Source organism: Streptomyces albidochromogenes (genome assembly GCF_005981925.1).
Lineage (GTDB): Bacteria > Actinomycetota > Actinomycetes > Streptomycetales > Streptomycetaceae > Streptomyces > Streptomyces albidochromogenes.
In genome coordinates, this window is the sequence record NZ_VBVX01000228.1 from 1 (window position 1) to 11,228 (window position 11,228).

The 11,228-nt window shown below is 68.3% G+C and carries 11 protein-coding genes; 1 reads left to right on the forward strand and 10 read right to left on the reverse strand.

The genetic code is table 11. The features are described from left to right. From E2E34_RS24750 to E2E34_RS24775, 6 genes are all read right to left on the reverse strand, one after another. Positions 1 to 1,125: hypothetical protein (locus tag E2E34_RS24750; protein ID WP_138904129.1), on the reverse strand; the 1,125-nt coding region annotated here is incomplete at its 3' end. A 119-nt stretch (positions 1,126 to 1,244) separates the two neighbouring features. After that, the gene (locus E2E34_RS24755; protein WP_138904130.1) at positions 1,245 to 2,294 is read right to left on the reverse strand and encodes a hypothetical protein; all 1,050 of its coding nucleotides are present in this window, start codon (positions 2,292 to 2,294) and stop codon (positions 1,245 to 1,247) included. After that, complete coding sequence (locus E2E34_RS24760) at positions 2,291 to 2,800, reverse strand: hypothetical protein (RefSeq protein WP_138904131.1); 510 nt, start codon at positions 2,798 to 2,800, stop codon at positions 2,291 to 2,293. Before E2E34_RS24760 ends, E2E34_RS24755 begins: the two co-directional genes overlap by 4 nt. Positions 2,801 to 2,829: 29 nt before the next feature. Beyond that, positions 2,830 to 3,951 carry an RCC1 domain-containing protein gene (locus E2E34_RS24765; protein ID WP_244316062.1) on the reverse strand — a complete coding sequence of 374 codons (1,122 nt, stop codon included), beginning with the start codon at positions 3,949 to 3,951 and terminating at the stop codon, positions 2,830 to 2,832. Between the two features lie 126 nt (positions 3,952 to 4,077). Next, a complete protein-coding gene (locus tag E2E34_RS24770) occupies positions 4,078 to 5,286 on the reverse strand; it encodes an RCC1 domain-containing protein (protein WP_244316064.1) in 1,209 nt (402 codons plus the stop codon). Positions 5,287 to 6,135: 849 nt separating this feature from the next. Next, complete coding sequence (locus tag E2E34_RS24775; RefSeq protein WP_138904133.1) at positions 6,136 to 6,405, reverse strand: GlsB/YeaQ/YmgE family stress response membrane protein; 270 nt, start codon at positions 6,403 to 6,405, stop codon at positions 6,136 to 6,138. 227 nt (positions 6,406 to 6,632) lie between these two features. Here E2E34_RS24775 and E2E34_RS24780 point away from each other — a divergent pair, with 227 nt between their 5' ends. After that, positions 6,633 to 6,806: a CsbD family protein gene (locus E2E34_RS24780; RefSeq protein ID WP_138904134.1), complete on the forward strand. Its 174-nt coding sequence runs from the start codon at positions 6,633 to 6,635 to the stop codon at positions 6,804 to 6,806. A 335-nt stretch (positions 6,807 to 7,141) separates the two neighbouring features. On the opposite strand, the gene E2E34_RS24785 is transcribed toward E2E34_RS24780, so the two are convergent. The 4 genes from E2E34_RS24785 to E2E34_RS36675 form a co-directional block, all read right to left on the reverse strand. Then, positions 7,142 to 7,966 (reverse strand): RNA polymerase sigma factor SigF, encoded by an 825-nt coding sequence (locus E2E34_RS24785; protein WP_244316065.1) that lies wholly within the window; start codon positions 7,964 to 7,966, stop codon positions 7,142 to 7,144. A gap of 569 nt (positions 7,967 to 8,535) precedes the next feature. Then, positions 8,536 to 8,940 carry an ATP-binding protein gene (locus tag E2E34_RS24790; RefSeq protein ID WP_138904135.1) on the reverse strand — a complete coding sequence of 135 codons (405 nt, stop codon included), beginning with the start codon at positions 8,938 to 8,940 and terminating at the stop codon, positions 8,536 to 8,538. A gap of 154 nt (positions 8,941 to 9,094) precedes the next feature. Further along, on the reverse strand, positions 9,095 to 9,472 hold the full coding sequence (locus tag E2E34_RS35640) for an STAS domain-containing protein (protein WP_167518379.1): 378 nt from the start codon (positions 9,470 to 9,472) through the stop codon (positions 9,095 to 9,097). Positions 9,473 to 9,920: 448 nt separating this feature from the next. After that, the gene (locus E2E34_RS36675) at positions 9,921 to 10,391 is read right to left on the reverse strand and encodes a hypothetical protein (protein WP_244316067.1); all 471 of its coding nucleotides are present in this window, start codon (positions 10,389 to 10,391) and stop codon (positions 9,921 to 9,923) included. Positions 10,392 to 11,228 lie beyond the last annotated feature (837 nt).

The window sequence follows — 11,228 nt, forward strand, 5'->3', positions numbered from 1 at the left end:
GTCCGAGCGGCAGCGTTGCTTTTCAGCTGCGGTCATGGGGCCGGTGCGTTGGTAGATGCGGTCGGGTACCAGGGGTGAGGGGCCGTCGGCGACGACGTGCAGGCGGATCTGCTTGTCGGGGTCGTCGGTGTCGCTGGTGAACCAGCCGTCGGTGCGTTGGCGGCCTGGCTGGGCTTCGATCCAGCTGGCTTCGCCGGCCTCGATGGTCTCGTGGATCTTCCTGTCCGAGGTGGTTGTCCAGCGCCACGGCTCGGGAGAGCTCGCGGCGACGCCGGCCTCGAACTGCTGGTTCACATTGTCCGTGAGGGTGGTCAGGCGGTTGATGCCCGCCTGCTGGCTCAGGCTGTCGTAGGAGCGTCCGGTGAACCGCACCGGCCGATCGTGGCTGATGGTGTTGCGGGTGCAGTTGAAGTAGGTCTCGCCGATGATGCGCGCCTTGTCGTAGTAGGTGTAGGAGTACGCCGTGTCGACGGTGTAGGTGCAGTTGGTGCGGGTGCTGGCGCAGTGGTCTGCCGCTGTGCGCACGGTGATGCTCTCGTTGCCCTCGAAGGCTTCGGGGGCGGGCAGCCGGTTCTTGGCGACCTTCATGTCCACCGGGGGTGGTACGTAGGTGGCGCGGACTTTGGCGATGAGCGGGCCGCAGTCCCAGGTGCCGGTGGTCTGCGCGGAGGCGAAGGTGAGCAGCGGCTCGTTCTCGCTTGCGGTGAAGGTGTAGGTGCGCTCCCGGTGCCAGGCGGTGCTGCCCGGATCGGTAGTGAACCTTTGCTGCGGGCCGCCGGAGCCCTGGAGGGTGTAGGGCTGTCCGCCTGCGAGCTGGGCGTTGGTGCATGCGCGGCTGCGGCCGCCGGCGTTGTCGTCGAAGGTGACGGTGACCTGGGCGCCGGTGCGTACGCCGCGCAGGCGCTGGCTGATGCTCTGGTCGGTGGCGCGCTTGTTGCGCAGGAGCAGGGCGGGCAGGTTGTCGGGGTGGGCGGCGTCCGAGGGCAGCAGCCGGTAGGGGTACTGGACGCTCCAGCCTGCCAGTTTGTCCCCGCTGCCGCTGGAGGTGAAGGACGGCTCGGTGAAGTCGCCGTTGATGACGGTGACGTTGCGGGGTTCGGGTTCCGCCGCGTCGGCCGTCGGCACAGCGGTGACCGTGGCGGCCAGTACGGTGGCGGTCAGGGCGGCAAGAGCCGTAGCGGTGAGGGCAGGGCGGTGCCGTGCGGGCGCCCGCCCCGCTCGGTGCTGTGGCGCTGGGGGGCGGGTCACTGCTGTGCCTTTCGTGCGAGTTCGGCCGGCAGCGGCGTCAGGCCGTCCGCGGTGTCCGGTGCGGACTGGCCATCGCCCGCACCCGCATCCGCATCCGCATCCGCGGGGGAGCGTTGTGCCTGGGGGGCAGGCAGGGAGCGGTCGGTGGCCTCGGAGGGCAGGGAGCGGTCGCCGCCGGCCGCGGTGCTGCCTGCGGGGCGCAGCCGGTCGCACGTGTCGCCGGGTGCGGTGTTGGTGCGGGCGATGAACGAGCTGCTGTTGACGGTGGAGGGGCCGTCGACGATGACCTTTCTTACGAGCTCGCCGCGGTTGGTCGTCAGCGTTCCGGAGATCCGCTCCATGGCCGCGCTGGCGCCGAACACCAGGATGTCTCCGCGTTTGACGGTCATCTGGTACTTCGTGGTCTCGGTGTGCTTGGTGGTCCATGTCTTGGCGTAGTGCGCCTTGAACGCAGCGGAGAAGGTGGCCTGCAGGCCCATCTGGGCGCCCACCTTGCCGCCGGCGTTGGCGCCGGCCTTGGCGCCGACCTCGGCGTAGGGCCCTTCCTTCAGGTTGGGTGTCTTGGCGTTGGCATGGCCCTCGCCGTTCACCCCCGCCGAGACCTCTCCGGAGACGTTGATGTGGCCCTGGACGGCGACGGAGCCGGTGATCTCACCGCCGAGGTTGTCCTGGCTGCCGGTCTCCATCTGGATCGTGCGGTCGACGGTGATGTCGTTCTTGGTGCAGTTGATGACCGCGTTGCCCAGGGACCTCACGGTGCTGAAGAACTGCTGCGGTTCTGCTGCACGGTCCATCTGGAAGCTGCAGCCCGAAGGGGTGCTGGCGCAGTACTTCACGACCGGCTCGGCTGAGGCCATCGGCTTGTTGTTCTTGTCGAACGCCTGCGCCACGGGGATGGCCGGGCGAGCCTGGTCGGCGGTGGCGTGCTCGGCGGCTACGGCCCCGGACGCGGGCACCAGCGCGGCCAGCACCAGCGCGGTGACGGGCAACCGGCCGGCACGCCGGATGCGGCCTCGGGAGGTGTGTGAGGTGTGCGGGTTGTTCACTTCGCCATCAGCTCGCAGATGTCGGTGAGGGATTCGTCCTGGGCGGCGGAGGGCGGAAGGGTGGCGGCGAAGCCCTTGCAGGCGTCGTCCACCGCGGCATCAGCGTTGTTCTGCGGCTCGGGGCGGAAGTTCTCCAGCTTCTGCTGGGTGTCCTCGATGCCCTGACGCTGCTCCTCCCCCGCGCCGACGAGGTTGTTCATGCACTCCTTGGACTGCGGCGGGCAGGAATCGACCTGGTCCTGCGCCTTGGCGATGTCCTTCTTGGCAGCCTTGGAGTCCTTGTCCACCTGCTCCCGCCCCGAGTCGGCATCCTTCTCCCCCTTCTCGCGCTTGGCCTCCTGCTCCCTTTGCTTCTGCTCCTCCTGGCACTTCTTGTCGTCCTGGGCGCACTCAGCGGGCGGCGGCGGGGCGACGGCCCCGGCCGTGGGGGCCGCGTAGAGGGCTCCGGCACACACGGCGGCCGCGAGGGCCAGGACCCGACGGGTCCATACGGTACGAACAGTCACGGTGAGTTCCTTATCGCGGGGGACGGGGGTCAGTACGCGAAGGTGTTGTTCGCGTTGCGGCCGGCGGTGAGGTGGTTCACGCCACTGCCGGCGGGAAGTGCGGTGACCGGCTTGTTCGCGGTGGTCGTCGTGCCGTCGCCCAGCTGGCCGGCGGAGTTGTATCCCCAGGCGACGACGGACTGGTCCTCACGCAGGGCCACCGTGTGAAACTGCCCTGCGGCAATGTCCCGGACATGGGTGAGGCTGTCGATGAGAACGGGAGTGGTGCGGTTGACCTGCGTGCCGTCGCCCAGTTGGGATTCGGTGTTGCGGCCCCAACCCTTGACGCTGCCGTCGGACAGAAGCGCAAAGTCGGAGTAGGCGCCGCTGAAGAGCTTCTCAACACCTTCCAGGTGCTTCGCATCGACCGGTGCGCTGCTGTCGACGGTGATGCTGCTGTCATTGCCGAGCTGACCGACGCTGTTGTCGCCCCACGTCTTGACGGTGTGGCCGGCGGTAAGCACAGCGGCATGAAAGGCCCCCGGTGCGAGCGCGACCACCCCGTCCAGGCCGGGCACCTGCTGCGGGGTATTGCGGTTCACTGTGCCGCCGATGCCCAGCTGGCCGTTGTCGTTGCTGCCCCAGGCCCATACCGTGCCGTCCTGCCGCAGCGCCATGCTGAAGTTGCACCCGGCCGCGATGGCTTTCACCTTGTCCAGGCCCTGCACGGCGACGGGCTTGCCCGAGCCGGTGTCCTTGGTGCTGGTGGTGCCGTCGCCCAGCTGGCCGCTGTCGTTACGGCCCCAAGCCCACACCCGCCCGTCCTTCAGCGCCAGCGCGTGATTGCAGCCGACAGCGAGGGACTTGACTGCGTTCAGGCCCGTGACCGTGGCGGGGAAGGAGCGGGCCTTGACGGTGCCGTCGCCGAGCTGTCCGTAGGTGTTGTCGCCCCAGGACTTGAGCGTGCCGTTCTTCAGCAGCGCCACCGCGAACGGCCCGGTGGCTCCGTTTCCGCCGGCCTCCAGTTGCTTCACGTCCTGGCGCGCCAGCCCTTGGACGGGGCCTGGGGTGTGGAGTTCGACGGTCGAGCCGTTGCCCAGCTCACCCGAGGCGTTCTGCCCCCAGCTGTATACCCAGGGGTCGGGCGAGCCGGTGTCGGCTGCTGCGGGCACGGCGGCGCCCGCGAGTGTCGCGAGGAGTACGGCAGCAGTGGCCGTGCCGCCGGTGCCGCGCAGTCCACGCCGGGCGCGAAGATTCTTCTGGTTCAGCTTCATTACGGGTGTGCCTTTCGTGAGCGCTCAGTAGGCGTAGCTGGAGTTGCCCGCCAGTGACGCGGCGACGTGGTGGAAGTCGCCGCGCACCGCTGTCACCGGTGTGAAGCGGTCGACGTTCGTGCCGTTGCCGAGCTGGCCCTCGCCGTTGGCTCCCCAGGTGACGACCTTGTTGTCGAGGACGGCGAGGTTGTGGTTGCGGCCGGCGGCCAGTTCGCTGGCGCCCTCGAGCGCATCGATCGGTACGGGTGTGTTGCGGTTGGTGCGGGTGGCGTCGGGCTCGCTGGTCGCGTCGGATTCCAGGAACTGCCCGTAGCGGTTGTTTCCCCATCCGTAGACCGTCTTGTCGTTACGGATCGCGAAGGTGTGATCCGCGCCGGCGGTGATGCGGTTGATGTCCCGCAGGCCTCTGGTCTTTACCGGTTCGGTGCTGCTGGTCTTGGCGGTGCCGTCGCCCAGCTGGCCCTGAAGGTTTTCGCCCCAGGCCCATACGGTGCCACCCTCGGTGCGGGCGACGCCGTGGTGGCAGCCCGCCGCGACCTCGGCGATGTCGCTCAGGCCCCTGACCTCCTGGGGCACGTCCTGGGAGGAGCGGTCACCGGTGCCGAGCTGCCCGCGCTCACCGCCGCCCCACGACCACACGGTGCCGTCCTCCATCAGCGCCAGGCTGAAATCGCAACCTGCGGCCACCTGTCGGGCCTGGGAGATGTTCGGCACCCGCACCGGGACGGTGCTGTCGTCACCGGAGCGGTTGTTGCCCAGCTGGCCGTCCCCGTTCTCACCCCAGGACCACACCCGGCCCTTGCTGACCGCCAGCGCGTGTGCGCCGCCCGCCGCCACGTCATCGACGTCCTGCAGAGTGGCCACCCCATCGGGTGTGGCCCGGTCGTGCCGGGAGCCGTTGCCCAACTGCCCGGCGGAGTCGTGGCCCCAGGCGCGTACCGTCTTGTCCTCCAGCCGGGCCACCGCGAACGAGGTGTCGCTTCCCATACCGCCCGCGGAGATCTCCTCCACCTCGGCCCGGTTCAGCCCGGTCACCGGCCCCGGCGACCAGCGGTCCCCGCTGCCCGCGTCGCCCAACTGGCCCGCGTCACCCGCCCCCCACGTCATGATCTCGGGCCCCGAAGCGGCCTGTACTGCTCCCGCGGCCGCCGGTCCGGCCAGCACGGCCAGCCCCACGACGGCCGCCAGCGCCGCCCACCGCGCCCTGTGCCGTTTACCTGCCCCTGTACGCAATGCACTCGCCCTCTCCCTGGAAAACGGCATGCCGGACAACGCCATCTCGGCAGCACACAACGCGGCTTGAGCCGCGTATGCGCTCGGCACAGGCAGGAGTCTTGGACCGTTTCACCCACAACATGCGCACTACGGCGAAAGGACCACCCCGGGCGGTGGATCACTCACTCCTGTGAGTTACTTGCTGTATCCATAAAGCTACTTTTGGTGATACAGCGACGTCAGTCCGCCCCACGACGGACCACGCACCGGCCCTCCCCCACCCCAAGCGGGCACGCCAGGAACTCCACGACGACGGTGGGTTCGGCGGTTTCCAGTGGCCCTCGTTCAACTTCGTACGCGCTCGGTGCACCAGGCCGACAGACCTCGCGTTCGCGTCCTTCTGTTCAACCAAACACTGCCGCTCGCCCCGGCAGCAGCTGCAGCGGGGGCCCTGCGGCGATCCGAGATCCGGGCGAACGCCTCCCCCCAGTGAACGCAGCTCACGCTCCCCTCACTACCGGGCGAGGGGGATCAGCATTAATCGGCTCGAACATCTCGATGAGAAACAACCTGGGCAATGGAGTGAGAGTCAGCAGGTCCCGAGGAAGCACCTCGAGTGGGTCGTCGGCGAGGACCAGGAGGAGCCCTTGATGTCCTTCGTGCCGAGCTGGAGGTCGGGCGATCGACGAAGACCGACTTGACCACTCGGGCTGCATGGCTGGCCTTTATGCGGATTGCGCGGCAGCGCTTTGCCACGAGTGTGACCTCAGCGCGGCGGCAGAGCTGGTGAGGCCACGGGGAGGTACAGCGAAGCGGGCACCGGAGGGGGATTCCGGTGCCCGCTGGAGGTCAGGTTCGGTGGGGTGGTCAGGCGTGGTGTCGCTTGCCCGTGACGGCTCGGTAGATGACGAGCAGGATGAGCGAGCCGATGATCGCCGACAGCCAGGAGGAGACCTCGAAGAAGCCGTCCATCGGGTCGACGTCGAAGAGAGCCTGGGCGAGGAAGCCGCCCAGCAACGCGCCCAGGACACCGAGGATCATGGTGACGAGGATGCCACCCGGGTCACGGCCAGGCAGCAGGAACTTGGCGATCGCACCGGCCAGCAGCCCCAGGATGATCCAGGCAATGATTCCCATGCGTACGCACTCCAGAAGTAGTCAGGGCCACGGCGCCGGTTGTGGCCGCGGCATCAGGCTGTGAACCGCCACTTGCCCCCGTCCGACGGCCGTAAACGACGATTCGGAAGCGCCGGTTCCACCAAAGTTCAGCGCCGGCAGCCCTGGCCCCTTCGGATACCGCACGCGGCATAGCGGGTCTGATCTGGGGCAGCAGACGGTCAGAACCGCAACGTGAGGAGAGCGTGATGGGTGCTGCTGACAAGGCTGAGAACACCGCCGACAAGCTCAAGGGCCAGGCGAAGGAGACCGCGGGCAAGGCCACCGGCAACAAGCGCCTCCAAGCCGAGGGGAAAGCGGACCAGGCCAAGGGTGATGTGAAGCAGGCCGGCGAGCATGCCAAGGACGCCATGAAGCACTGAGCCTTCTCTTGTCATTGCAGGGGTGTGGGCCGCAACCACCGGTTGCGGCCCACACGCCTGACCGCTTCCGGACAGAACGGGAATCCAATCACGCTCCGAGCAGGCGGCTGTCCCGCTGTTCACCGCCGACACGTTCGGACCCCAGCGTGCTGGGTGGCCCATCTCAGTCGGCGAAACCAGTGCAGGTGGGCGAACGAGGGCTTCATGACCCAGCGTTGGGTCCCGAGCTCCGGATCCGTACTCGGTGCCCCGTCAGGCGAATCAGCGGCTTCACACCGAGCGCGCACCAGACGGCGGTACTTGTCGTGGTCGTAACTGCGTGGGGACGAACGTCGTTAGGTGCAGACGCCGGTGAGCGTGCCGGTGCGCAGCTTGTCCAGAGTGCGGGACAGGAGCCGGGATACCTGCATCTGGGACACGCCGAGCACCTCGCCGATCTGGGACTGGGTCATTTCCTGGCCGAAGCGCATCTCGATAATGCTGCGCTCCCGCTCAGGCAGCTTCTCCAGGAGCGGGGCAAGGGCGTGGAGATTCTCCACAAGGTCCATGGCCGGGTCGCACTCACCGAGGCTCTCGGCGTAGCTGAGGCCAGGGTCGGATCCGTCGTTGTTCCCGCTGGTGGGGGTGTCGAGGGAGCCGGCCATGTAGCCGTTGGAGGCCACCAGGCCCTCGATGACCTCTTCGTCGCTCAACTGGAGGTGCTCGGCGAGTTCGTGCACGGTCGGCTGGCGGTTCAGGGCGAGCGCGAGGTGTTCCTTGGCCTTGGCCAGGTCGACGCGGAGTTCCTGCAGGCGCCGTGGGACGTGAACGGCCCAGCTGGTGTCACGGAAGAACCGCTTGATCTCCCCCACGATGTAAGGGATGGCGAAGGAGGTGAACTCGACCTCACGCGAGAGGTCGAAGCGGTCAATGGCTTTGATCAGCCCGATCGTGCCGACCTGGATCACGTCGTCCATCTCGCCACTGCCCCGGTTGCGGAACCGGCCCGCAGCGAAACGCACCAGACTCTGGTTCATCTCGATCAACGTGTTACGGGCGTACTGGTACTCGCGCGTGCCCTCCTCGAGGACCTGGAGCTGGTCGAAGAACAGCTTCGACAACGCGCGCGCATCCTTCGGCGCCACCTTGCCCGCGTCCTCGATCCACGGCAGATCACCCACAAGCCGCTCAGCAGGGAGCGCTGGCGTGACCCCGTGCTTCGGCGCTACGGACGCCCCCTCGGCCTGTATGGATATCGTCACGTCGCCACCAATGCTCGTCGGACTGCCAGAGGGCACCTGCCCAAGAAGTCACCGACAAACCCTCGCCGGACCAAGCAGTAAGCTCCCGGCCCGGCACCGGCAAAGCGCCGCAATCAGTCCGCACAGACCAACCGGCCGGATACACGTTCGTCCCGGTTGGAGTACGTGGGGCTGAGGGCGGCCATGAGCCGGCGGCCAGGACAGCTGTACACGCACAGAGGTGCCCAGACCCACCTGTGCCGCCCGGCCCACCGGGCGACCGGCTGCGCTGGGCTCGAGGGGATGCGGTGGCGGCAAGGTCCCGATCAGCGCGTGTAGACAAAAATCAAGATGCCGGTCGCTGCCCCGCTGATCAGCAGGGAGCCGAGACAGCCGATCCGGTTACTGAAGAAGAACATGACGCACGGCTACCCCGCTTTTCGCCCGCTCCACTCGTGGACGCGCCCCGTAACGCCCGTAGGACAGGCGGCGGCCTTCTCCCGCGGGAATCACCAGGGCAGGCGTGCGCGGACCGTCTTTCCGTCACCCGGGCCGGGCACTGTATGGAGTTCACCGGCCAGCCGGTTGACCATCTGCAAGCCCCAGCCGCCGAACCTGCCCGTAGTGTCCGGGGCCCGTAGGCGCGGAGAGACAGGGCTGGTATCACTGACCTCAACCAGCACACCCTTATCGTGCAAGGTCAGGCACAGGGAGCAGGGTCCCGGGGCGTGGCGGACGGCGTTGGAGACCAGTTCGCTGGCGACGAGCAGCATCGCGTGCAGGGTGTTCTGGCTGGCTGGGCGGCCGCGAAGGCGTTCGGCTTCGGCGAGGAAGCTTGTGGTGGTCTCGCGGGCGTGGGCGGGCGCTTGTGTGGTGCCGTCCAGGTCGATGCGGCGCTGCATGTTCGCGGTCATGAACGGGGTTCCCCCAGAGGGCAGGCGGTCGGCGGCGCGTGGTGCTGGTGATACGCCTGCCCGGCACCGGACTCGATATAGGGGAACGGACCGGATTGAGGTGAATCCGCAGGGCCCTTCCTGCCTGACCGCAGACCTCTCGCAGCGGGATTGCTTACGCGGGTCCCGCCTTGCTGTCCGCGGCGCAAGCGGCAAGCAAGAGGCGTGCCTGCTCAACGGTGGAGGCGATGGTGAAGATCTTGGCCGCGCCGAACAGGGTCAGCAGGTACTGAAGCTGCTCCGGGATCGCGGCAAGCACCAGAGCCCCATCCGCGTCCCGGGCCTGCTGGCGGGCCTCGAGCAGCGCGCTGAACCCTCGCGAGTCACAGAACGAGATGTCGGCGCAGTCCAGCACGATCCGCCTGCGGCCCGCCTCGATCTGCTCGCGCACCGCCCGGGCAAACAGGGTTTCGCTGCCCATGTCCAGCTCACCGGCCAGCGTCAGCACCGCGTCCCGCCCGACCACCGCCGGTGTAATCACCAGCCTGCTCACCGGCACCCCACGCCCCCTCATCCGCGAAGTAACCCTGAGGCAACCCGACCAGCGCCGCCCCCCGGGACCCTCCCCAGAGACCGGACCCATCATGTCAGCCACCACACAGCGCCAGGCCCTCACCACACCCTCGAATGGAACACCCGAACGGGCCGGGGGCCAGGTCGGTACACCGACAAGAGCCACGTGAACAATGCCCAGCACCCAACTGGCGCGGGCAAATGCCCCACCCTCCGCACGCGAGGGCATGAGCCCCCGGGAGAGACTGGCCCCCTCCCGGCGGCCGGCCGCCGTCCCGCCGATGCTGCCGCCGCCGGGACCCCCGCTCCCCCGCAAGCCCGATATGCGCCTCGCGTGCCTGCAGCACTCCGTCCCGCCAGTAACTGGCGGGACGGTGAAGGGGAGGCAGCGTGGGCAGGCTGCCCGTGCCTACTCGTCCGGGAGCGGCTCAGTGGGAGTCGTCGTAGGGGTCGCGGCTGCCGGACTTGGCTAGCCCACGGCTGATCGTGTAGCCGACGGTCAGGATCACGATGTACCACCACGCCCGATCGGCGCGGAAGTAGTCACGGTGCCCCTCTTCGGTGCCCACGACCATAGAGGCGATCAGGACCCCCACCACGGCGGCGAGGTAGATGAAGAACTCAGTCGTCTTCAGAGCCGACTTCGTCTCGGTCGACAGCCGGCGGGGCCGATGCGCGGCCGGGTCGGTGCCTGCGTGGTGGGCCGGGTTACCAGCCGGGTTCACACTGCTCATGGCGTATGCATGCGTTTCCGTTGTGCGAAGCAGCACGGAAGCATCGTCACGTTCGGTGTCGGGCAGGGTGTCCAGCAGCGCCACGGTGTCCTCGATGAGGGCGGCCGCGCTGATCGGCCGCCGGCGCTTGGCCAGGAAGGCCGCCAAACCGTCTTCGGCGAGCATTCGCCGTCTGCGGTGCGCGCCTCGGTCACACCACCGCCCCGAAAGCAAGAGATCGCAACCCTCTCCGGGGCGATCACTCCGGCCGCTTCAAGGAAGACGACCAGGTCGTGATCGGAATGCGCCTGCCCCAGGATCTCGTCCCGGCCGTGCCGGTGCATGGTGCCCGACGGCCGCCGGACTCCGACGGCCGGTGCACGACGACCGGCGCACTGCCCACTCCCCCAAGCTCGCCCACACCACTGCACCCAGCCAGCCAGCCGCGTAGACCTCTCCCCCAGTGGAGAAGAGGTGTGGCCGTCCCTGACCGGCTTATCCACACCTGCGGGAACGGGCGGTGTCGGTTTACTTTGGGGGCTCGCGCCTCCGGTCACACCCTCGGTCCCCCGCTGGAGGCAAACCGTCCAGCCAACCGTTCAGCCACCTGTCGGTGCAACCCTCTGCCCGGCCGTCGCAGGGTCCCGGAGGACGCGGGGCGGGCCAGGCAGCGCTCCACCGCCAGGCAGACCATGCGGCGGCATCGGCGAACGGGCCGGGGCGTTCCTCGAGCACCGCGAGTGGTCGCGGGCGGCGTCCACGGCCAGGTGCTGGTGTCGGTGAAGATGCCGGGCCGCCGCACGTGCGCGTACTGCCAAGGCGCGGCGTAGGGCGCTCGAAGTTCACGTCTGCCTGGCGGCCAGCCTTCCGTCGGCACTACTCCGTCCTACGGCGGCTTAGAGGCCCTAACAGAAGTTGTTGATCAAGTGACTTTCGACTTGGGTGGTCGTTGGTCCGGTCGTGGGGAAACGTCAGTCGCGGCCGTGGATCGTGTCGGACGAACTGTGGTCGCTCATCGAGCCG

What these genes read in the sequence shown, in the direction of transcription:
- E2E34_RS24790 (WP_138904135.1), bottom strand. Translation starts at nt 8,940, where the DNA reads ATGACCGCGAACATGCAGCGCCGCATCGACCTGGACGGCACCACACAA.
- E2E34_RS36675 (WP_244316067.1), bottom strand. Translation starts at nt 10,391, where the DNA reads ATGCTCGCCGAAGACGGTTTGGCGGCCTTCCTGGCCAAGCGCCGGCGG.
- E2E34_RS24780 (WP_138904134.1), top strand. Translation starts at nt 6,633, where the DNA reads ATGGGTGCTGCTGACAAGGCTGAGAACACCGCCGACAAGCTCAAGGGC.
- E2E34_RS24775 (WP_138904133.1), bottom strand. Translation starts at nt 6,405, where the DNA reads ATGGGAATCATTGCCTGGATCATCCTGGGGCTGCTGGCCGGTGCGATC.